Origin of the sequence: Enterovibrio qingdaonensis (assembly GCF_028683135.1) — a bacterium.
In the GTDB taxonomy this organism is placed as follows: domain Bacteria; phylum Pseudomonadota; class Gammaproteobacteria; order Enterobacterales; family Vibrionaceae; genus Enterovibrio; species Enterovibrio qingdaonensis.
This window is the reverse complement of record NZ_JAJUBB010000031.1, coordinates 1-21,368: the sequence shown is the minus strand read 5'-3', so window position 1 is coordinate 21,368 and position 21,368 is coordinate 1. Positions and strand designations below refer to the sequence as shown.

22 protein-coding genes are annotated in these 21,368 nt (G+C 48.3%); 21 read left to right on the top strand and 1 reads right to left on the bottom strand.

Features of this window, described 5'->3' with window-relative positions; translation table 11 throughout:
* Positions 1–6 precede the first annotated feature (6 nt).
* Positions 7–1,860: a protein translocase subunit SecD gene (gene secD / locus LRP49_RS23775; protein WP_274145974.1), complete on the top strand. Its 1,854-nt coding sequence runs from the start codon at positions 7–9 to the stop codon at positions 1,858–1,860.
* 12 nt (positions 1,861–1,872) lie between these two features.
* Positions 1,873–2,823: a protein translocase subunit SecF gene (secF, locus tag LRP49_RS23770; protein ID WP_274145972.1), complete on the top strand. Its 951-nt coding sequence runs from the start codon at positions 1,873–1,875 to the stop codon at positions 2,821–2,823.
* Positions 2,824–2,961: 138 nt separating this feature from the next.
* Here the strand turns inward: secF and suhB are convergent, their stop codons facing one another.
* Positions 2,962–3,765, bottom strand: a complete 804-nt coding sequence (gene suhB, locus LRP49_RS23765) for an inositol-1-monophosphatase (RefSeq protein ID WP_274145970.1) — start codon at positions 3,763–3,765, stop codon at positions 2,962–2,964.
* Between the two features lie 184 nt (positions 3,766–3,949).
* On the opposite strand from suhB, the gene trmJ reads away from it, so the two are divergent.
* From trmJ to der, 19 genes are all read left to right on the top strand, one after another.
* On the top strand, positions 3,950–4,681 hold the full coding sequence (gene trmJ / locus LRP49_RS23760) for a tRNA (cytosine(32)/uridine(32)-2'-O)-methyltransferase TrmJ (RefSeq protein WP_274145968.1): 732 nt from the start codon (positions 3,950–3,952) through the stop codon (positions 4,679–4,681).
* A 110-nt stretch (positions 4,682–4,791) separates the two neighbouring features.
* Positions 4,792–5,313, top strand: a complete 522-nt coding sequence (gene iscR / locus LRP49_RS23755) for a Fe-S cluster assembly transcriptional regulator IscR (RefSeq protein ID WP_274145966.1) — start codon at positions 4,792–4,794, stop codon at positions 5,311–5,313.
* A gap of 33 nt (positions 5,314–5,346) precedes the next feature.
* Complete coding sequence (locus LRP49_RS23750; protein ID WP_274145964.1) at positions 5,347–6,561, top strand: IscS subfamily cysteine desulfurase; 1,215 nt, start codon at positions 5,347–5,349, stop codon at positions 6,559–6,561.
* A gap of 29 nt (positions 6,562–6,590) precedes the next feature.
* Positions 6,591–6,974: a Fe-S cluster assembly scaffold IscU gene (gene iscU / locus LRP49_RS23745; RefSeq protein ID WP_274145962.1), complete on the top strand. Its 384-nt coding sequence runs from the start codon at positions 6,591–6,593 to the stop codon at positions 6,972–6,974.
* 26 nt (positions 6,975–7,000) lie between these two features.
* Entirely contained in the window at positions 7,001–7,324 is a 324-nt protein-coding gene (gene iscA / locus LRP49_RS23740; protein WP_274145960.1) for an iron-sulfur cluster assembly protein IscA, read from the top strand.
* A gap of 13 nt (positions 7,325–7,337) precedes the next feature.
* Positions 7,338–7,853 (top strand): co-chaperone HscB, encoded by a 516-nt coding sequence (gene hscB / locus LRP49_RS23735; RefSeq protein ID WP_274145958.1) that lies wholly within the window; start codon positions 7,338–7,340, stop codon positions 7,851–7,853.
* Positions 7,854–7,891: 38 nt separating this feature from the next.
* A complete protein-coding gene (gene hscA, locus LRP49_RS23730; RefSeq protein ID WP_274145956.1) occupies positions 7,892–9,742 on the top strand; it encodes a Fe-S protein assembly chaperone HscA in 1,851 nt (616 codons plus the stop codon).
* Positions 9,743–9,744: 2 nt separating this feature from the next.
* Positions 9,745–10,083: an ISC system 2Fe-2S type ferredoxin gene (gene fdx, locus LRP49_RS23725; protein WP_274145955.1), complete on the top strand. Its 339-nt coding sequence runs from the start codon at positions 9,745–9,747 to the stop codon at positions 10,081–10,083.
* A 24-nt stretch (positions 10,084–10,107) separates the two neighbouring features.
* A complete protein-coding gene (gene iscX, locus LRP49_RS23720) occupies positions 10,108–10,308 on the top strand; it encodes a Fe-S cluster assembly protein IscX (protein ID WP_274145953.1) in 201 nt (66 codons plus the stop codon).
* A 253-nt stretch (positions 10,309–10,561) separates the two neighbouring features.
* Entirely contained in the window at positions 10,562–11,863 is a 1,302-nt protein-coding gene (gene pepB, locus LRP49_RS23715; protein ID WP_274145951.1) for an aminopeptidase PepB, read from the top strand.
* Positions 11,864–12,014: 151 nt separating this feature from the next.
* A complete protein-coding gene (ndk, locus tag LRP49_RS23710) occupies positions 12,015–12,446 on the top strand; it encodes a nucleoside-diphosphate kinase (RefSeq protein WP_274145949.1) in 432 nt (143 codons plus the stop codon).
* Between the two features lie 214 nt (positions 12,447–12,660).
* A complete protein-coding gene (gene rlmN / locus LRP49_RS23705) occupies positions 12,661–13,782 on the top strand; it encodes a dual-specificity RNA methyltransferase RlmN (protein WP_274145947.1) in 1,122 nt (373 codons plus the stop codon).
* A 25-nt stretch (positions 13,783–13,807) separates the two neighbouring features.
* Complete coding sequence (gene pilW / locus LRP49_RS23700; RefSeq protein WP_274145946.1) at positions 13,808–14,563, top strand: type IV pilus biogenesis/stability protein PilW; 756 nt, start codon at positions 13,808–13,810, stop codon at positions 14,561–14,563.
* Positions 14,553–15,500, top strand: a complete 948-nt coding sequence (gene rodZ / locus LRP49_RS23695) for a cytoskeleton protein RodZ (protein WP_274145944.1) — start codon at positions 14,553–14,555, stop codon at positions 15,498–15,500. The genes pilW and rodZ overlap by 11 nt, the downstream gene beginning before the upstream one ends.
* A gap of 15 nt (positions 15,501–15,515) precedes the next feature.
* A complete protein-coding gene (gene ispG / locus LRP49_RS23690) occupies positions 15,516–16,634 on the top strand; it encodes a flavodoxin-dependent (E)-4-hydroxy-3-methylbut-2-enyl-diphosphate synthase (RefSeq protein ID WP_274145943.1) in 1,119 nt (372 codons plus the stop codon).
* A 52-nt stretch (positions 16,635–16,686) separates the two neighbouring features.
* Positions 16,687–17,955 (top strand): histidine--tRNA ligase, encoded by a 1,269-nt coding sequence (gene hisS, locus LRP49_RS23685; RefSeq protein ID WP_274145942.1) that lies wholly within the window; start codon positions 16,687–16,689, stop codon positions 17,953–17,955.
* Positions 17,956–17,968: 13 nt separating this feature from the next.
* Positions 17,969–18,574 carry a YfgM family protein gene (locus LRP49_RS23680; protein ID WP_274145940.1) on the top strand — a complete coding sequence of 202 codons (606 nt, stop codon included), beginning with the start codon at positions 17,969–17,971 and terminating at the stop codon, positions 18,572–18,574.
* A 15-nt stretch (positions 18,575–18,589) separates the two neighbouring features.
* Complete coding sequence (gene bamB / locus LRP49_RS23675; RefSeq protein WP_274145938.1) at positions 18,590–19,747, top strand: outer membrane protein assembly factor BamB; 1,158 nt, start codon at positions 18,590–18,592, stop codon at positions 19,745–19,747.
* Positions 19,748–19,835: 88 nt separating this feature from the next.
* On the top strand, positions 19,836–21,338 hold the full coding sequence (der, locus tag LRP49_RS23670) for a ribosome biogenesis GTPase Der (protein ID WP_274145936.1): 1,503 nt from the start codon (positions 19,836–19,838) through the stop codon (positions 21,336–21,338).
* Positions 21,339–21,368 lie beyond the last annotated feature (30 nt).

Below are 21,368 nucleotides of genomic sequence, written 5' to 3'. Positions count from 1 at the left end.
ATAGCAGTGCTAAACCGTTATCCTTTGTGGAAGTACATTATGGTTGTGTTGGTGTTAATCGTCGGCGCAATCTATGCACTTCCCAATATCTACGGTGAAGATCCAGCGGTTCAAATCTCCGGGGCGCGTGGCGCCTCGGTTGATCTTTCAACTCTGGACTCCGTCAAAAATACCCTCGAAAAAGACAACATTCCTTTCCAATCTCTTGCGCTGGAAAACGGCACAGTTCTGGTTCGTTTCAAAAATACTGACCAGCAAATTGAAGCCCGTGATGTACTAAACGCTGAGTACAAAGAAGAAGGCTACGTCGTTGCACTTAACCTTGCAGCAGCGACGCCGAGTTGGCTTGAAGCGATTGGCGCTACCCCAATGAAATTGGGCCTCGACCTTCGTGGTGGTGTTCACTTCCTGATGGAAGTAGACATGGATGCAGCGATGGAAAAGCTGCTCAGCCAACAGGAAGATACGTTCCGTACCGAGTTACGTGAAGCGAAGATCCGTTACCGTGGTATCCGTGTGGGTGCTGACGATAACATCGACGTGACTTTCCGTAACGAAGAAGACATGGATAAAGCTGAGTCTGAACTGGCGAAACTGCACCCAGATATGGTGTTTACCACCGACAGTGCCCGTTTTGCTGTTTCTGCTAAGTTCACCGAGCAACGTCTTCAGGAAATCCGTAACTACGCTGTAGAGCAAAACATCACCATTCTGCGTAACCGTGTGAATGAGTTGGGTGTTGCCGAGCCTCTGGTTCAGCGCCAAGGTGCAAGCCGCATCGTGGTTGAACTACCAGGTGTTCAGGACACTGCGCGTGCGAAAGAAATCTTGGGTGCGACGGCAACGTTGGAATTTCGTGAAGTGGATGACAGCGCCGATCTGGCTGCTGCAGCTGCGGGTCGTGTTCCACCGGGTAGCGAAATCAAGCAAACCCGTGATGGTCGCCCAGTTGTTGTTAAAAAGCGTGTGATTCTTGGTGGTTCTCACATCACCGATGCAAGCTCAAGCTTTGATGAATACAGCCGCCCTCAGGTAAACATCTCGCTGGATAGCGAAGGCGGTGGCAAGATGGCCGCGTTCAGTAAGAACAATGTTGGCAAACTGATGGCAACGGTCTTTACCGAGTATAAAGACAGCGGTAAACGTGATGCGAACGGCAAGGTTATCCTGGCTAAGCATGAAGAAGTGATCAACCAAGCGACCATTCAAACGGCGCTGGGTCGTAACTTCCGAATCACAGGTATCGACTCTCAGGCTGAAGCTCACAACCTTGCACTGCTGTTGCGTGCAGGTGCGCTGATCGCGCCAATCTCCATCGTTGAAGAACGTACCATTGGTCCATCAATGGGTCAGCAGAACATCGATATGGGTATTAAGGCGTGTCTGTACGGCTTGATCGCAGTGATGTTGTTCACCGCCGTCTACTACCGTCGATTTGGTTTGTTCGCAAACGTAGCACTGCTGGCAAATGTGGTATTGATTATCGGTGTCATGTCGATGATTCCTGGTGCAACCATGACGCTGCCGGGTATCGCAGGTATCGTTCTGACCGTCGGTATGGCGATCGATGCGAACGTACTGATATTTGAACGTATCCGTGATGAAATCCTTGAAGGGCGTAACCCTCAACAAGCGATTCACCAAGGTTATGCGAACGCATTCAGTACCATTGCCGATGCGAACATCACCACCTTAATCACGGCATTCATTTTGTTTGCAGTAGGTACAGGTCCGGTGAAAGGTTTCGCGGTAACACTGTCTATCGGTATTTTGACGTCTATGTTTACGGCGATTATCGGTACGCGTTGTTTGGTTAACTTGGTCTACGGCGGCAAGCGCGTAGATAAATTGTCGATTTAAGGAGGCATTAAAATGTTTCAACTTTTAAAGCCGAACTTCTTTTTCGACTTTATGCGCTGGTCCAAGCCCGCTTACATTTTCTCCGCGTTAATGATTGCCGCGTCAATCTTTACCCTCTCAACCAAATGGTTGAACTGGGGTTTGGATTTCACGGGCGGTACGCTGATTGAAGTGGGCTTTGAAAAGCCAGCTGACTTGCCTCAAATCCGTGAAGCGCTCGCAGCAAAAGGGTTTGGTGATGCCATCGTGCAAAACTTTGGTACGTCACGAGATGTTATGGTTCGCCTGCGTCCTCGTGAAGATGCGCAAGGTGAGTTGCTAGGCACCCAAATCTTAGATGCAATTAAGGCGGGTACGGGGCAGGAAGTAGACATGCGCCGTATCGAATTCGTCGGGCCGAACGTTGGTGAAGAACTGACAGAGGCGGGTGGTCTCGCGATTATCGCGTCACTGCTTTGTATCTTGCTTTACGTGTCTGTCCGTTTTGAATGGCGTTTGGCGACGGGCGCAGTAGCGTCACTTGCGCACGACGTGATCATCACCTTGGGTATTTTCTCTTTCTTACAAATTGAAGTGGATTTAACCATTGTGGCGGCACTGTTGACGGTTGTGGGTTACTCGCTCAACGATACCATTGTTGTATTTGACCGCGTTCGTGAAAACTTCCGTAAGATGCGTAAAGGCGACTCGGCTGACATCATGAATGAGTCAATCTCGCAAACGCTAAGCCGTACTATCATCACGTCGGGAACGACCTTGTTCGTGGTTATCGCCTTGTTCCTACAAGGTGGTGCAATGATTCATGGTTTCGCTGCCGCATTGCTGATTGGTATTACTGTCGGTACGTATTCTTCTATCTATGTCGCTTCGGCACTGGCACTGTCTCTGGGTCTGACCCGTGAGCACTTGTTGCCACCGCCACCTGTTGACAAAGAAGGTGAAGAGTTTGATCCGATGCCTTAATGGCAGAGCTTGAACAGAAAACGGAGCCCAAGGGCTCCGTTTTTTTATCGACATGAAAAACGCGGCAGTCTCGCTCACGCTGCAAACAAGAAACAAAAAAGGCGTCCCGAAGGACGCCTTTTTCAATTCCGAAGAATCTTATTTTTTCATCGCTTCATTCGCGTTGTCGCGAATCTTCGCCAAAATATTTTTCAATACTTTTGGGTTAGCAGTAACGATGTTGCCAGACTGAACGTAGTCAGTACCACCAGAGAAGTCAGTACAGATCGCACCAGCTTCACGAGCAATCAATTCGCCCGCAGCGATATCCCAAGGCTTCAGGCCAAGTTCGAAGAAACCGTCAACACGGCCAGCAGCTACATAACACAGATCCAGTGCAGCAGAACCTGTGCGACGGAAGTCTGCACAATCAACGAACAGTGCGCTAACAACTTTCATGAAACCTTCAGAATGTTGTTTCGCTTTGAATGGGAAGCCAGTCGCCAGGATAGTGCCTGACAGATCTTTCGCTTCACCTACACGGATACGCTTGCTGTTCAACTGTGCACCAGCACCACGTTGAGCAGAGAACAGTTCGTTACGGATTGGATCATAAACACATGCGATCTCAGTGCGACCTTTGATGCGCAAAGCGATAGACACAGAGAAATGTGGGAATGATTTTACAAAGTTGGTCGTGCCATCCAGTGGGTCGATGATCCATTGGTAATCAGTGTCTTTGCCTGATACGACGCCCGCTTCTTCTGAAACGATGCAGTGTTCAGGGTAAGATTTCTTGATTACATCGATAATGATGTGCTCTGCAGAAGTGTCGACATTGGTAACGAAGTCGTTAGTGCCTTTAGAAGACGCTTCTACGTTATCAGGGTTTTCAGCAGATTTAGCGATAAAGTCGCCAGCCTTTCGCGCAGCGCGAATGGCAATGTTTAGCATAGGATGCATACAAATTTCCCAACGGATGTTAAAGAACGGAAAGCGGCGGCGAGTATATCAGAGCTGGGCTAAAAGGGAAGTGGTTATTTTTTGTGCATGCGTTGCGGTCTCTAAAGCAAAACACCACAATTCGTTTCGTGTTGTGGTAGAATCCCGCGGCTTTTTGTAATCGAAGAAATTCAGTGAACGCTAAATGTTAGATAATATTCGAATTGTGCTCGTAGGCACCACACATTCAGGCAACATCGGCTCAGCAGCTCGCGCAATGAAAGTGATGGGGCTGAAAAACATGGTTCTGGTCGCACCAGAATGCACTGTTGACGGTCAAGCAATCGCTTTGGCTGCCGGCGCGAGCGATATTGCTAACAATGCACGCATCGTTAACACCGTCGAAGAGGCTGTTGCAGACTGTGGCTTAGTCATTGGCACGAGTGCGCGTAACCGCACACTGGAATGGCCAATGTTGGACTCGCGTGAAGCGGGTATTAAAGCCGTAGAAGAAGCGGCGTCGCACCCGGTTGCATTTGTGTTCGGTCGCGAACGTACCGGATTGACGAACGAAGAACTTCAAACCTGTCATTTCCATGTGGCCATTCCCGCAAACCCAGAATACAGCTCGCTGAATCTGGCAATGGCGGTTCAGACGCTGTGTTATGAGTCACGCATGGCATGGCTTGATAGCCAAGCATATAAAGGTGAGGTAAAAGAACAACCTTATCCGCTTGCTGAAGATCTAGAGCGTTTCTACACACACTTAGAAGATGTGTTGAATGAAACTGGCTTTATTAATAAAGCGCATCCAGGCATGGTAATGACCAAATTGCGCAGGCTTTTCAACCGCGCACGCCCAGAGAGCCAAGAGTTAAATATTCTCCGCGGCGTTCTGTCATCTGTTGAGAAACTGCGCAAAGAAAACAAGAAATAGTCCTTATATTTTAAGGGTTAAAAACTTGACTAATTTAGTAGGTTAAATACTTGACCATATTAGTCGGGTATGTCAGACTCATCACATTACTCGCTCACAGGTAGGATGTTATGAGACTGACTTCGAAAGGCAGATATGCCGTTACAGCGATGCTGGATGTCGCGCTACACTCCGAAATGGGGCCAGTGCCTCTTGCAGATATTTCAGAACGCCAAGGCATTTCTCTATCATATCTGGAACAACTTTTCTCGCGTCTGCGTAAAGCAGGGCTGGTATCCAGTGTTCGAGGTCCAGGTGGTGGTTATCGCTTGGGTGTTAACGCGAATGAAATCGCAGTCGGCATGGTTATCGCAGCGGTTGATGAATCCGTAGACGCGACCAAGTGTCAAGGTAAAGGCGATTGCCAAGGCGGTACACGCTGTTTGACACATACGCTATGGCGCGATTTAAGCGCGCGTATTAGCGGCTTTTTAAATGACATCACGCTCGGCGAATTAATGCATAACAACGAAGTTAAGCAAGTCGCAGATCGTCAAGACTCTACGCTTGAGTCACCCACTATTGTTAGACATGGTTTAAACTCCAGTGGCAGCGAAACCCCTGTTTCAATGGGTGTGAATTTTCGCTCGTAGTAAATAGAAGTGCCGGAGTACTTGGAGACACAAATGAAATTGCCAATTTATTTTGACTATTCAGCGACATGCCCAGTAGATCCGCGTGTGGCAGAAAAGATGATGCAGTGCCTGACCATTGATGGTTGTTTTGGTAACCCAGCATCTCGTTCGCACCGCTACGGTTGGCAAGCTGAAGAAGCAGTAGACACGGCGCGCGAAAATATCGCTAATTATCTGAATGCAGACCCACGTGAGATCGTATTCACGTCTGGTGCAACTGAATCAGATAACTTGGCAATCAAAGGCGTTGCTCACTTCTACGGAAAGAAAGGTAAGCACATTATTACGTGCAAAACCGAGCATAAAGCTGTTCTGGATCCATGCCGCCAACTAGAGCGTGAAGGTTACGAAGTCACCTACTTGGAGCCAGAGTCAAACGGTATCGTTGACCTTGGTAAACTCGCCGATGCTATGCGTGAAGACACTATTCTTGTTTCCATCATGCATGTAAACAACGAAATTGGTGTGATTCAAGACATCGCTGCAATTGGTGAATTGTGTCGCGAGCGAAAAGTGGTATTCCACGTAGATGCTGCGCAATCTATCGGTAAACTGCCGTTAGACACCCAAGAAATCAAAGTAGACTTGATTTCGATGAGTGCGCACAAAGTATACGGCCCTAAAGGCATCGGTGCCCTGTATGTTCGCCGTAAGCCACGTATTCGCTTAGAAGCTCAAATGCACGGCGGTGGTCATGAGCGCGGTTTCCGTTCTGGTACCTTGCCGACTCACCAAATCGTGGGTATGGGTGAAGCATTCCGTATCGCCAAAGAAGAACTTGAAAAAGACATGGCGCACTCGCTGGCACTTCGCAACCGTTTCTATGACGGCGTGAAAGACCTAGAAGCGGTTTATGTGAATGGTGATTTTGACCAACGCGTCGCGTCAAACCTTAACGTTAGCTTTGCTTTCGTTGAAGGCGAGTCGCTGCTGATGGCTCTTAAGGATCTTGCAGTGTCTTCTGGCTCTGCATGTACATCAGCAAGCCTAGAACCTTCTTATGTTCTCCGTGCTCTTGGCCTAAACGATGAGCTGGCACACAGTTCAATTCGTTTCTCATTCGGCCGCTTTACCACTGAAGAAGAAGTGGATCACGCGATTGAGCAAGTACGTAAAGCAGTGATTAAACTGCGTGAAATGTCACCACTGTGGGACATGTACAAAGAAGGTATTGATTTGAACACTGTTGAGTGGGCACACCACTAATCAGTAGTTAGGATTTCGAGGAATTAATCATGGCTTACAGTGAAAAAGTAATCGACCACTACGAAAACCCGCGTAACGTTGGTGCATTCGACAAAGATGATCCGAATGTAGGTAGTGGTATGGTCGGTGCACCTGCTTGTGGTGACGTGATGAAACTGCAAATTAAAGTGAATGAGCAGGGCATCATCGAAGACGCGAAGTTTAAAACCTACGGTTGTGGTTCAGCCATTGCTTCAAGCTCACTGGTTACTGAGTGGGTGAAAGGCAAGTCTCTGGACGAAGCAGCTGCTATCAAAAATGCTGAAATCGCGGAAGAACTGGAACTGCCACCAGTAAAAGTTCACTGCTCTATCCTTGCGGAAGATGCGATCAAAGCAGCAGTTAGCGATTACAAGAAAAAACACGAAGCTTAATACGTAACAAAAGGGTTGTTGTACATATGGCCATTACTATGACAGACGCGGCGGCATCACGCGTTCGTTCTTTTCTAGAAAGCCGTGGAAAAGGCATTGGATTGCGTTTAGGGGTTCGCACGTCAGGTTGTTCAGGCATGGCCTATGTGCTGGAGTTTGTTGACGAACTTCAAGAGGAAGATCAGATCTTCGATCACGATGGCGTGAAAATCATTGTCGATAGCAAGAGCATGTTATACCTCGAGGGCACCGAGTTGGACTTCACTAAAGAAGGTCTGAACGAAGGCTTTCAGTTCAACAACCCTAACGTAAGCAGCGAGTGTGGTTGTGGCGAGAGCTTTAACGTTTAACTCGTGAGATGAAATGAATCATTTCGAACTATTCGGGCTATCATGTCAGTTTGAACTGGATGGTAGCTCTCTTTCTTCGCAGTACCGCGAACTTCAAAGACGCTTTCATCCGGACAAATTTGCAACAGCATCTGAACAAGATAAACTGCTTGCTGTTCAAAAAGCGGCACAAATCAACGACGCGTATCAGACATTGAGCGATCCTGTTCGCCGGTCTGAATACATGCTTTCTCTTAATGGGATCGAGCTGCGCGACGAACAGCAAACCATGCAAGACCCAGAGTTTTTAATGCAGCAAATGGAACTGCGTGAAGAGCTTGAAGAGATTGCAGACAGCAATGAGCCGGAAGAGAAGTTGTTTGACTTTGAACAGCAAGTGTCGAACATTCACAAATCACTGTTAACCGAGCTAAAAAAACAACTCGATGATGCGCAGTGGTCTGACGCAGCGGCAACGGTGCGCAAGCTTAAGTTCTTAGTCAAACTCAAACAAGAAATCGAACGAATCGAAGATCGGCTGCTCGGCTAATTAACGTCGCGGTGGCTGATCAGGCTACAGGAACCAACATGGCACTGTTACAAATTGCAGAACCTGGTCAAAGTGCTGCGCCACACGAGCATAAGCGCGCAGTAGGTATTGACCTTGGCACAACCAATACACTGGTCGCGTCTGTTCGCAGCGGTACCGCGACAACGCTTAACGATCTTGAGGGTCGCGCACTGATCCCGTCGGTCGTTCATTACGACGAAAACGACATCAAAGTCGGTTACGATGCACAGGCATTGTCTGAAACTGACAGCGCAAACACTGTCGTGTCAGTGAAGCGAATGATGGGACGTTCTCTAACGGATGTTCAGTCTCGCTATCCTCACCTTCCTTATGACATGTCCTCTTCTGAGAACGGCCTTCCGATTATCAATACCCGCGATGGTAAGAAAAACCCCATTCAGGTGTCTGCTGACATTCTGCGTGCGGTGAACACTCGCGCAGTTGAATCATTAGGCGGTGAACTTGAAGGTGTGGTCATTACCGTTCCTGCTTATTTTGACGACGCGCAGCGCGCGGGCACCAAAGATGCAGCAAAACTGGCGGGTATGAATGTACTGCGTCTTCTGAACGAGCCAACGGCGGCAGCGATTGCTTACGGTCTGGACTCGGGTCAGGAGGGTGTAATCGCGGTATACGATCTGGGGGGCGGTACGTTCGATATTTCTATCCTTCGTCTGTCTAAAGGCGTATTCGAAGTGTTAGCAACCGGTGGTGATTCAGCACTGGGCGGCGATGACTTCGATCACCTTGTTGCCGATTGGATTGCGGAGCAAGCGGGCTTTGATGCACTGTCTGGTGACGATCGACGCCGTCTTCTCAATGCAGCAACTGCAGCGAAAGTAGCATTGAGCGCAGCAGGCAGCACTGACATTGACGTGCTTGGCTGGAACGGTTCGCTAACGCGTGAAGCGTTTGATGACCTGATTGGTGCGTTGGTGAAGAAAACGCTGCTGTCTTGTCGCCGTGCGATGAAAGATGCTGCCGTTTCAACTGAAGACGTGTTGGAAGTGGTGATGGTGGGTGGCTCAACCCGCGTGCCTTTGGTTCGTGAAAAGGTCGGTGAGTTCTTTGCTCGTAAACCACTAACAAGCATTGACCCCGATAAAGTTGTCGCGATTGGTGCGGCTACGCAAGCGGACATCTTGGTCGGTAACAAACCGGACGGCGAAATGCTGCTGCTGGATGTTATCCCATTGTCTCTGGGCATTGAAACCATGGGCGGTCTGGTTGAGAAGATCATTCCGCGCAATACCACGATTCCTGTCGCTCGCGCACAAGAATTCACCACGTTCAAAGATGGCCAAACGGGCATGAAAGTACACGTGGTTCAGGGCGAGCGAGAAATGGTAGATGACTGCCGTTCACTGGCAGACTTCACCCTGAAGGGCATTCCGCCGATGGCTGCGGGTGCTGCGCACATTCGTGTGACCTACCAAGTCGATGCGGATGGTTTGCTTTCCGTGACAGCTATGGAAAAGAGCACCGAAGTTCAGGCATCTATTCAGGTGAAACCGTCTTATGGTCTGAGCGATATGGAAATTGTCGACATGATCAAGTCGTCGTTTACCCATGCGCAAGAAGACAAAGATCTGCGCTACTTGGCTGAGCAACGCGTTGAAGCAGATCGAGTGATCGAAGGATTACTGGTAGCGATGCAAGCAGACGGTGAATTGCTGCTGTCTGATGAAGAACAAAAAGCCCTAGTGGAAGCGATTGAAGCATTGATTGCGCTTCGTAATGGGGATGATGCAGCTGCTATTGAGCAAGGTATTAAAGATACAGATAAAGCGAGTCAGGAATTTGCTTCTCGCCGTATGGATAAATCCATTCGCGAAGCACTGGCTGGCCATTCAATTGACGAGGTTTAAACATGCCAAAGATTGTTGTTCTGCCACACCAAGACTTGTGTCCTGAAGGCGCAGTACTGGAAGCGGAAACTGGCGATACAGTTTTGGACGTTGCACTGCGCAACGGTATTGCGATTGAGCACGCGTGTGAAAAATCATGTGCTTGTACCACGTGTCACGTGATCATTCGTGAGGGCTTTGACTCGATGGATGAGAGCGACGAGTTGGAAGATGACATGCTGGATAAAGCATGGGGATTAGAGCCAGAGTCTCGCTTGGGATGTCAGGCAAAAGTGGCAGACGAAGATCTGGTTGTTGAAATTCCGCGTTACACGCTGAACCACGCCGCTGAAAACCACTAAGTAACAAGATTGGGAGTAGGAGTAATGAGCCTTAAATGGATTGACTCACGCGATATCGCAATTGAGCTGGTAGATAAATTCCCGGAAATCGATCCGAAAACGGTGCGTTTTACTGACTTGCACCGTTGGGTGATGGAGCTGGAAGAGTTCTCTGATGACCCTAATCACTCCAATGAAAAGATCCTAGAGGCGATCATCCTGTGTTGGATGGACGAAATGGACTAAATTGCTTGTTTTAGTCAAGTAATACAGGCAAATTGGATTACATAGTCAAGCTCAGTAACGTGCTTGAGAAAAGAGCGGGCTAGATGCCCGCTTTGTTTTAGTTGTACGAAGTATTTTGAATTTACTATCTAAAATTCAAGACATTGCTACGGCTAAAACGTCATAATCACTAAGTAAGCTATAACAATAATCAGCCGAAAAGAATTTGACGTTCTGTGGGGCATCACAGAGCGTGTTGAAAAAGGAGTTCAGCATGACCGAGAAAATGCTAGTTACGCTATCACATGAGCCTGCCGCTGATGTTTGGGGCAGCAATGCCGTTGTATCGTTTGGTGTGCAAGGCGCAATTGTGCATGCAACGGGTGACGACAAGATCACCCCGGTTCAACAAGCTGCTCGTCGTTTAGATATGCAAGGCGTTCGTAAAGTTAAACTGGACGGTGAAAACTGGGATCTGGAAACCGCATGGGCGTTTTATCAAGGCCTACGTGGACCTAAACCTGTGTTTGATTTTGAAGCACCTGTTCTCGAAAATGCCGCTCAAAAAGCCCTGAAAGATCGCATTGTTGCCACTGATTGGGTTTGTGAAATCATCAATGAAACCGCCGAAGAAGTGGGTCCGCAACAGTTAGCGGTACGTGCAGGCGAATTCATCAAATCTCAAGCTCCTCATCCTGAGCATGTTTCTTACAAAATTGTTTCTGGTGCTGACTTGCTCGAACAAGGTTGGGTGGGTGTGCATACCGTGGGTCGTGGTTCTGCGCGTAAACCCGCTATGCTGCAACTGGACTACAACCCAACAGGCGATGAAAACGCTGAGGTATTTGCTTGCATTATCGGTAAAGGTATTACCTTCGATTCGGGCGGTTACAGCATCAAACAATCAAGCTTTATGGACTCCATGAAAGCGGATATGGGCGGTGCAGCAATGGCAACGGGTGGCTTAGGCTTGGCCATTGCCCAAGGTCTGAACAAGCGCGTAAAACTGATTCTGTGCTGCGCAGAAAACATGATCTCCAGTAACGCGTATAAGTTGGGTGACATCATCACCTATAAAAATGGCGTGACCGTTGAAGTTTTGAATTCAGACGCCGAAGGCCGACTGGTACTGGCAGATGGCCTATTGTATGCCAATGAGTTTTCGCCAGCCCTGACCATCGACTGTGCAACATTGACTGGCGCAGCCAAAATGGCGCTGGGTAATGACTACCACGCGCTGTTCAGTTTTGACCAAGCCTTGGCTCAACGTTGTTTGAATGCCGCGGATGCAGAGAATGAAGGCATGTGGCAATTGCCTTTGGCGGAATTCCACCGTCAGATGTTGCCATCAAACTTCGCTGATATGGCAAATGTGGGTTCTGGCCAGTATTCGCCAGGCGCAAGCACAGCCGCTGCATTCCTTTCCTACTTCGTTGATGATTACGAAAAAGGTTGGGTACATTTAGATTGTTCGGGTACTTACCGTAAAGCACCGAGTGATAAGTGGGCGGTAGGTGCGACGGGTATGGGTGTGAAGACACTTGCACGAGTTCTACTCGACGAATCTGCACTTTAAACTCACAATTTGTAAGCGAATTAACAACACGGTTAACGCTTTCGCAATATCAGTGTGGGGTCAGCGTGTCGTGTCTGTTAGGCTACCAGTGAGATAACAAACCGATAACAGGCACGAGACCTGTTACATTGAAAATAAAAAGGAATACGATATGACTATTGAGCGCACCTTTTCAATTGTGAAGCCCGACGCCGTTAAACGAAACCTAATTGGTGAGATTTACCATCGCATTGAGCAAGCGGGATTGCGTATTGTGGCTGCAAAAATGTTGCACTTGGACAAAGAGAAAGCCCAGGGGTTTTATGCAGAGCACGAAGGTAAACCGTTTTTCGATGATCTAGTGGCATTTATGACTTCAGGTCCGGTGATGGTACAAGTACTGGAAGGTGAAGATGCGATTGCTCGTTACCGTGAACTGATGGGGAAAACGAACCCAGAAGAGGCTGCATGTGGAACGATTCGCGCGGACTATGCAGTGAGTATGCGATTTAACTCGGTGCATGGTTCTGACAGTCCAGCATCAGCGGAGCGAGAAATTGCTTACTTTTTCGCCGACAGTGAAATCTGTCCGCGCGGTGAGTAATTCGTTCATTTAGTGAGTAAAAAAGGAGAGCATATGCTCTCCTTTTTGTTTTTAGGGTGTTTAAGGGCTATAAAACCCTTTAGGTAACAGGTGGAATCCCGATCACAAAGGCTGTACAATTTCGCGCCTTGATTTAAGGCGAACGGCCTAAACCAGTCGGAATACTGTATTCGATTGGTTGCTATTACTGATTTATTGTTCACGAGGCAATCTGATGACAACAGAAAAAATCAATCTGCTGGATTTCGATCGACAAGCGCTGCGTGCGTTTTTCGCTGAAGAACTTGGCGAAAAAGCATTCCGAGCGGATCAGATCATGAAGTGGATGTACCATTTTGGTGTTGATGATTTCGATCAGATGAACAACATCAACAAACAGCTTCGTGAAAAACTGAAAGCGAAATGTGAAATTCGTGCCCCAGAAGTGAGTGCGGCTCAGTATTCAAAAGACGGTACGATCAAATGGGCGATGCGTGTTGGTAACCAAGACGTTGAGACCGTTTACATTCCTGAAGAAGACCGCGCGACACTGTGTGTATCTTCGCAAGTTGGTTGTGCGTTGGAATGTAAATTCTGTTCTACGGCGCAACAAGGCTTCAACCGTAACCTGAAAGTCTCTGAAATCATTGGTCAGGTTTGGCGTGCCGCGAAAGAAATTGGTATTGAGAAAGAAACGGGCCGTCGACCTATTACCAACGTGGTAATGATGGGCATGGGCGAACCATTGCTGAACATGAAGAACCTGATCCCTGCGTTGAACTTGATGCTGGATGATTTGGCGTACGGTTTGTCTAAGCGTCGCGTTACCGTGTCTACGTCGGGTGTGGTTTCTGGCCTGGATCAGATGGCTGGAAAAATTGATGTGGCGTTGGCGATCTCTTTGCACGCGCCGAATGACGAATTACGCAGCCAAATCATGCCAATTAACGACCGCTACAACATTGAGACGTTTTTAGACTCAGTGCGTCGTTACATTGCATCTTCAAATGCGAACCGTGGTCGTGTGACGGTTGAGTATATTCTTCTCGATCATGTCAACGATGATATGGAGCATGCGCGCCAACTCGCAGAGCTGTTAAAAGACACGCCTGCGAAGATAAACCTTATTCCTTTTAACCCATATCCTGGGTCACCATATAAGAAGCCAAGTAATTCTCGTATCGACCGTTTCCAGAAAACGCTGATGCAATACGATTACACGGTCATTATTCGTAAGACTCGAGGTGATGACATCGACGCTGCATGCGGACAGCTTGTAGGTGATGTGATTGACCGTACAAAACGAACGCAAGGCAGACAGAATACTGAGGAACAAATCCCTGTAAAATCAGTCTGACCTTATAGGCTGAAAGGAATGGGAAATGGCAAGGACGCTGGTAAGTCTGTTATTGATGGGATTATTAGCTGGTTGCGTCACAGTAACAGATGAGAAAACGCAGACGAATTTTGATAATATTCAAGCTGCCGAATCGCGTATCTCACTTGGACTTGCATACCTAAAAGACGGCAATTGGCTTCGTGCACGAGAAAACCTTGAAATGGCGGTGCAGTTTGCACCCCGATACGACCGTGCATTGATCACTTTTGCTCACTACCTTCAAGAGGTAGGAGAGTATGAACAAGCTGAAAAACAGTACAAGGCTGCGCTGCGGTATTCGCCAAAAAATGGCGATGCGCATAACAACTACGGCGTTTTTCTCTGCAAGCAAAGTCGATTCGAAGAAGCCCAAGAGGCTTTCGAAGATGCCATTGCACAGCCAAACTATTACAAGTTGGCAGACAGCTATGAAAATGCGGCATTGTGTGCATTGAAAGCCGCGGATGCTCTGGCTGCTAAGCAATTGTTTCAAAAAGCAATAGACCATGAACCTAACCGCCCCGTCTCGTCATTGCGTCTTGCGCAGTTAGAAATAGACGACGGCGAGCTTGTGCAGGCGAAACTACGATTGTTCCATTTCCATAAGCGTTATGGGTATCAACCTCGTAGTTTACTTGCCATGGTCAAATTAGAAACATTGGCACTCCAGCCTACAGAGGCTGTACGATACGCAAATATACTAGAGAAAAAGTTTCCCGAATCTAACGAATACAGACAGTACTTAGCGAATGAATACTGAACTAAACGAAGAACAGCTTGACGGTGTTGAGACATCTCATCCTGGGATTGTATTGAAGCAAGCCAGAGAAAAAATGGGGCTGTCTGACCAAGATGTCGCAGATAGACTTAGACTTCGTGTTTCTGTCATTCAAGAATTAGAAGAAAATTGCTGCGACGGTCAGCAAATCGCGACGTTTACCCGTGGATATATCCGCTCCTATGCCAAATTGGTTGGCGTGGACGCCGACAGCCTGCTTGGTGGCTTTAAGCCATCTCCTGAAGTCGACGAGAATGCTCAGAAAATGCAGAGCTTTTCGGGTAAAACACGCCGTGAGAAGCATGACAGTCGTGTGATGGGGTTGACGTGGATTATCTTGGCTGCCGTTGTTGCTATTACGACCTTTTGGTGGTGGCAAAACCAGGAAAACGAAGATTTGTTGACCTTGCCAGATAGCAGTAACTTGCTAGTGACAGAAGCGACTGACGCTGAAAGTCCTGCGAATACAGTGATAGAAACCGAAGTCATTGAGCCACCAGTTACTGCTCCTGTTGTTGAAGCCGAAACAACCGCTGAAACGGCAAAACCTGCAGACGCAGAGCCTGCTGTGAATGAATCTGTTCCAGCGGCAGAGCCTGAAGTAGTTGTTGCCGATGCACCAACGCCGACTGTAGTCGTGAGCGAAACTCCGACAGCACCTACTGAAACGCCTACAGATTCTCCTGCACTCGTCCTGTCGTTTGATGGCGATTGTTGGGTTGATGTGCGTGATGCGAGTGGTAAACGTCTGCTTACAGGGATAAAATCAGCGGGTCAATCTGTTGAGCTGACAGGTAAAGCCCCATTCAAACTTGTTTTGGGTGCTCCATCAGCGGTTGAACTCGTCTATAACGGCGAAAAAGTTGATTTGAGTGGTTACCCATCAGGACGGGTAGCACGTTTGAGCCTACCGAAGTAAGTCAGAGTACACCTAATGCATACCGAATCTCCTATTATTCGTCGTCCCTCAACGCGTATCTATGTGGGCAACGTGCCTGTTGGTGGCGGCGCGCCGATTGCTGTGCAGTCTATGACCAACACGCGTACTACGGATGTTGAAGCAACCGTGGCGCAGATCAGAGCGTTGGAAAAAGTGGGAGCCGATATCGTTCGTGTTTCTGTTCCAACCATGGATGCAGCGGAAGCATTCAAGCTTATTCGCGAGCAAACCAACCTTCCTTTGGTAGCAGATATTCACTTTGATTACCGTATCGCACTGAAAGTGGCGGAATACGGTGTTGACTGTCTGCGTATCAACCCGGGCAACATTGGCAATGAGCAGCGTATTCGCTCGGTTGTTGATGCTGCGCGTGATAAAAATATTCCTATCCGTATTGGTGTGAATGGCGGCTCACTTGAGCGTGACATTCAGGAAAAATACGGTGAGCCAACACCGGCAGCATTGGTAGAGTCAGCCATGCGCCATGTGGATATCCTGGACCGTCTGAACTTTGATCAATTTAAAGTCAGTGTAAAAGCGTCGGATGTTTTCTTGGCGGTTGAGTCTTATCGCCAATTGGCAAAGCGCATTGATCAGCCACTTCACTTGGGTATCACCGAAGCCGGTGGTGCAAGAGCGGGTGCTGTGAAATCTGCTGTTGGTCTTGGTATGCTGCTGAGCGAAGGTATCGGTGATACGCTTCGAATTTCGTTGGCCGCAGATCCTGTTGAAGAAATCAAAGTGGGCTTTGATATTCTGAAATCTCTGCGTATTCGCTCGCGCGGCGTAAACTTTATAGCTTGTCCAACATGCTCTCGTCAGGAGTTTGATGTGATTGGCACCGTAAATGCGTTGGAGCAGCGTCTAGAAGACGTGGTATTGCCAATGGACGTTTCTATTATTGGCTGTGTGGTTAATGGCCCAGGCGAAGCAGAGGTATCTCATATTGGTGTCGCTGGTGGCAATAAACGCAGCGCATATTATGATGATGGCAAACGCCAAAAAGAACGTTTTGATAACGACAACCTGATCGATCAGCTGGAAGCGAAGATCCGGGCTAAAGCGGCAATGCTGGACGAAAACAACCGCATTGACGTCAATACTCAAGAGTAAGCGCAAGCCGCTTACTTAAAGCAAGAACAACAGATCGGTTACGAGAGTTAACGTGGCGAAAACTATTCAAGCAATTCGAGGCATGAACGATTGCCTCCCAACACAATCTCCACTGTGGCAAAAAGTGGAAGGTACCGTTAAAGACGTAGTCAGCGCATACGGCTATAGCGAAGTGCGTATGCCAATCGTTGAGATGACAAATCTATTCTGTCGCGCTATCGGTGAAGTGACCGATGTGGTAGAAAAAGAGATGTACACCTTCGAAGACCGCAATGGTGACAGCCTGAGTCTGCGTCCTGAGGGTACGGCTGGTTGTGTACGCGCCGGTATTGAAAACGGTCTGCTGTACAACCAAGAACAGCGCCTGTGGTACATGGGTCCAATGTTCCGCCACGAGCGTCCTCAGAAAGGTCGCTACCGTCAATTCCACCAATGTGGTGTGGAAGTGTTTGGTCTGAATGGTCCAGACGTTGACGCAGAACTGATCATGATGACTGCGCGTTTATGGAAACAATTAGGTATCAATGAGCACGTTCGTCTAGAACTGAACTCTATTGGTTCTTTGGAAGCGCGCGCAAACTACCGTGAAGCACTGGTAGCGTTCTTACAGCAACACGAAGACGTGTTGGATGAAGATTGCAAACGCCGTATGCATACCAATCCACTGCGTGTTCTGGACACCAAAGTACCAGAAATCCAAGCGGTATTGGTTGATGCGCCTAAGCTGTCGGAATACCTGGATGAAGAGTCAAAACAACATTTTGCAGGTCTTTGTGAACTGTTGGACGCAGCAGGTATCCAATACACGTTGAACGAAAAATTGGTACGCGGTCTGGATTACTACAACCGTACCGTGTTCGAATGGGTAACCGAAAGCCTAGGTTCTCAAGGCACAGTATGTGGCGGTGGCCGCTACGACGGTCTGGTTGAGCAACTGGGCGGCAAAGCAACGCCAGCTGTTGGTTTTGCAATGGGTCTAGAGCGTCTGGTTCTGCTGATGGAAACCCTTGAGCTGAACGCAACCCGTCCAGTGGTTGACGTTTACATGGTGACCATGGGTGAAGGTACGCTGGTTGCAGGTATGGCGCTTGCAGAGCGTCTGCGTGAGCAAGTACCGGGCCTGCGTGTGATGACGCACTTTGGTGGCGGTAACTTCAAGAAACAATTTAAACGTGCTGACAAAGTCGGCGCGGCAGTAGCACTGGTGCTGGGCGAAGATGAAGTCGCTAACGGCCTAGTGACTTACAAAGATTTAAAGGGTGGCGAACAGCTGACCATTTCTCAGGATGATGCAGCCGAAAAATTGGCTCAATTGGTTTAAGAGAGGACGAAACTTGGACGTCTACACCACAGAAGAACAACAAGTCGAAGATATTAAGAAGTGGTTTCGAGAGAACGGTAAAGCCGTTGTTCTCGGCGCAGTAATTGGTTTGGGCGGTCTTTACGGATGGCGCTATTACCAGGCTGAGCAGGAAAGCAGCCGTGAACAGGCATCAGAAGCATATACCCAAGTGGTAGCTGCACTGGCTGCCGGTGATGCGCAGGCGGAAGAAAAAGCACTGGCGTTTATTAAATCAAACGACAGTACTTATTCATCGTTACTTGAACTGCAACTGGCGAAGTCTTTTGTTGAAGCGGGCGATTTGCCAAAAGCATTGGAGCAACTCCGTGCTGTGCAGGCATCAAAAGACAACACGCTGAAAGCGATTGCGACAGTTCGTATTGCACGTATCGAAGCAGAGCAAGGCAAGTATGATGCTGCGCTTAAAGAGCTTGATACGGTTGCGGATGAGAGCTGGAAAGCGCAGGTTGAAGAACTTCGTGGTGACATTTTTCTGAGCAAAAATGATGTAGCAGAAGCGCGCTCAGCGTATGCAGCATCGTTGGCAGCGGCGACTAACCCTGTTGTTCAGATGAAATTAGACAATCTGTCTCAATAAGGTCGAGAGAGTTAAATGCGCAAGGGATGGAAACGTATTGGTGCAGTAGCCGTACTGGGATCATTGCTGATCGGTTGTGCGGGTGAGGAAGATTCCATCCAGATGGCTCCTGTACCTCAAGTCGTGAGTGAGTTTACGCCAACAAATGTTTGGAGTGCTCAGGTAGGTGATGGTGTTGGTGGCTATTTCAGTAATCTGACACCAGTTTATGCTTACGACAAAGTCTTTGCTGCCGATCGAGATGGCACCGTAAAAGCCATGGATGTTGAAACAGGCAAAACGCTTTGGGAAGTTAATCTCGAAGATGACAAGCCAGTTTTATTGTCAGGTGGTATTACAGCGTCTTACGGCAAGCTATACATTGGTACGGAAACAGGGCAGTTGATTGCGCTGAATGAAGATACTGGTGAAACCGCGTGGAAAGCGAACGTTAACGGCGAAGTACTTGCGAAACCATTAGCTGATGAAGGTGTGGTTGTCGTTAATACTGGCCGTGGCGAGTTGTCAGCGTATGATGCTGAAACCGGTGAGCAACGCTGGAAAAACGCCAGTGATGTGCCGAACTTGACGCTTCGCGGTGACAGTTCTCCGATTTCTGTGTCTGGTGGCGTGTTCTGGGGAATGGCAAATGGCCGATTGGGCGCAGCTTTCCTTGAGAACGGTAACATCATTTGGCAACAGCCGATTGCGAGCCCGAAAGGCGCAACTGAAATCGACCGTCTGGTAGATGTTGATGCGTCACCTGTAATTTCAGGTTCTCTGTTGTACGCGGTTGGTTATAATGGCCAGCTTGTTGCGATAGACCTGCGTTCTGGTCGTCCTGCGTGGAAACGCGCATATAGTTCATCGACTGACTTTTTGGTTGCGGGCAGCTATCTGTTCCTCATCACTGACAAAGACCATGTTGTGGCGGTCGACTCTCGAAGCGGCACAGAACTATGGCAGAATCGCGATCTTGAATACCGTCAGTTGACGGCACCTGTTGCGATTAATGGTTATGTGGTTGTGGGTGATGCAGAAGGTTACTTGCACTGGTTAGACCCAGCCACGGGTGATTTTGTCGCCCAACAACAAATTGATAGTAGTGGTATTGCTGTTGCGCCTGTAAAAGTGGATGACGGATATATTGTCATCGCGCGTGACGGAACTATTACGAAAAAACAAACGCTATAATATCAAGCGTTTATATATTGTCCGGCTCCTGATCTTCACGGATCAGGAGCCGCTGTTATTCATAAACAAGAGATTTTAAGAGGTCAGTATGATTCCTGTAGTAGCCCTTGTCGGGCGTCCGAATGTGGGGAAGTCGACACTCTTTAACCGGCTGACAAGGACGCGCGATGCGCTCGTGGCCGATTTTCCGGGTTTGACCAGGGATCGTAAATACGGAAAAGCAATGCTGGGTGAGCACGAGTTTATCGTGGTGGACACCGGCGGTATCGATGGTACCGAAGAAGGCGTTGAGACCAAAATGGCGGAGCAGTCACTGACTGCGATTGAAGAAGCCGATGTTGTTCTGTTCATGGTAGATGGACGTGCAGGTCTGACTGTTGCTGATGAAGCAATTGCAAAGCACCTTCGCACCCGTGAAAAGAAAACCTTCCTTGTTGTTAACAAGGTCGATGGTATTGATGCAGATGCTGCGAGTGCTGAGTTCTGGCAATTGGGCATGGGCGAGATGTACCAAATCGCAGCGGCACATGGCCGTGGCGTACTGTCTCTGATTGACCGTGCATTGAAGCCATTTGCCGAAGAGTTGTCTGAGCAAGAAGAAGGCGATGAAGCCCTTGCGGGTCTGGTTGATCTGACCGATGAGCAAGATGTAGACGGTGAAGACAAAGATTTGACAGAAGAAGATGCTGAATCAGCGTTGGAGCGTTTGCGTAACCTTCCAATTAAATTCGGTATCATTGGTCGTCCAAACGTTGGTAAGTCGACACTGACTAACCGTATTTTGGGTGAAGATCGTGTTGTTGTATACGATATGCCAGGTACTACACGTGACTCTATCTACATTCCAATGGAACGTGATGGACGTGAGTACGTGATTATCGATACAGCGGGTGTACGTCGTCGTAAGCGTGTAAACGAGAAAGTCGAGAAGTTCTCGGTTATCCAAACGTTGAAAGCGATTGAAGACTCAAACGTTGTTTTGTTGGTCATTGATGCACGCGAAAACATCTCCGATCAGGATCTGAGCCTGTTAGGTTTTGCATTGAATGCGGGTCGTTCTATCGTGATTGCGGTGAACAAGTGGGATGGTTTGGACTCTGACGTGAAAGAACGTGTGAAATCAGAGCTGGACCGCCGTCTGGGCTTCGTTGATTTTGCTCGTATCCACTTTATCTCAGCACTTCATGGTACCGGTGTTGGTCACCTGTTCGAGTCTATTCAAGAAGCGTACGAGTCAGCAACTAAGCGTATTAGTACGTCGATGCTAACCCGCATCATGACCATGGCGCAGGATGATCACCAGCCGCCAATGATCCGTGGTCGTCGCGTGAAGCTCAAATATGCCCACGCGGGTGGTTACAACCCACCAATTTTCGTGATTCACGGAAACTTGGTGAAAGAGTTGCCAGATTCGTACAAACGTTATCTGATGAACTACTACCGTAAATCACTGAAAATCATGGGTACGCCAATCCGTATTCAGTTCCAGAACAGTGAGAACCCGTTTGAGGGTAAGAAAGAGAATTTGACCATTTCTCAGGCGCGTCAACGTAAACGCCTGATGGATATGGTGAAAACGCGTAAGAAGTAGTACTGAAAGCCCAAAAGCCGACCATATGGT

Coding starts and splice junctions, on each gene's coding strand:
- iscR (WP_274145966.1), top strand. CDS start 4,792: ATGAGACTGACTTCGAAAGGCAGATATGCCGTTACAGCGATGCTGGAT.
- bamB (WP_274145938.1), top strand. CDS start 18,590: ATGCGCAAGGGATGGAAACGTATTGGTGCAGTAGCCGTACTGGGATCA.
- hscB (WP_274145958.1), top strand. CDS start 7,338: ATGAATCATTTCGAACTATTCGGGCTATCATGTCAGTTTGAACTGGAT.
- ispG (WP_274145943.1), top strand. CDS start 15,516: ATGCATACCGAATCTCCTATTATTCGTCGTCCCTCAACGCGTATCTAT.
- hscA (WP_274145956.1), top strand. CDS start 7,892: ATGGCACTGTTACAAATTGCAGAACCTGGTCAAAGTGCTGCGCCACAC.
- rlmN (WP_274145947.1), top strand. CDS start 12,661: ATGACAACAGAAAAAATCAATCTGCTGGATTTCGATCGACAAGCGCTG.
- suhB (WP_274145970.1), bottom strand. CDS start 3,765: ATGCATCCTATGCTAAACATTGCCATTCGCGCTGCGCGAAAGGCTGGC.
- der (WP_274145936.1), top strand. CDS start 19,836: ATGATTCCTGTAGTAGCCCTTGTCGGGCGTCCGAATGTGGGGAAGTCG.
- ndk (WP_274145949.1), top strand. CDS start 12,015: ATGACTATTGAGCGCACCTTTTCAATTGTGAAGCCCGACGCCGTTAAA.
- trmJ (WP_274145968.1), top strand. CDS start 3,950: ATGTTAGATAATATTCGAATTGTGCTCGTAGGCACCACACATTCAGGC.
- pepB (WP_274145951.1), top strand. CDS start 10,562: ATGACCGAGAAAATGCTAGTTACGCTATCACATGAGCCTGCCGCTGAT.
- fdx (WP_274145955.1), top strand. CDS start 9,745: ATGCCAAAGATTGTTGTTCTGCCACACCAAGACTTGTGTCCTGAAGGC.
- rodZ (WP_274145944.1), top strand. CDS start 14,553: ATGAATACTGAACTAAACGAAGAACAGCTTGACGGTGTTGAGACATCT.
- pilW (WP_274145946.1), top strand. CDS start 13,808: ATGGCAAGGACGCTGGTAAGTCTGTTATTGATGGGATTATTAGCTGGT.
- LRP49_RS23750 (WP_274145964.1), top strand. CDS start 5,347: ATGAAATTGCCAATTTATTTTGACTATTCAGCGACATGCCCAGTAGAT.
- iscU (WP_274145962.1), top strand. CDS start 6,591: ATGGCTTACAGTGAAAAAGTAATCGACCACTACGAAAACCCGCGTAAC.
- iscX (WP_274145953.1), top strand. CDS start 10,108: ATGAGCCTTAAATGGATTGACTCACGCGATATCGCAATTGAGCTGGTA.
- secF (WP_274145972.1), top strand. CDS start 1,873: ATGTTTCAACTTTTAAAGCCGAACTTCTTTTTCGACTTTATGCGCTGG.
- iscA (WP_274145960.1), top strand. CDS start 7,001: ATGGCCATTACTATGACAGACGCGGCGGCATCACGCGTTCGTTCTTTT.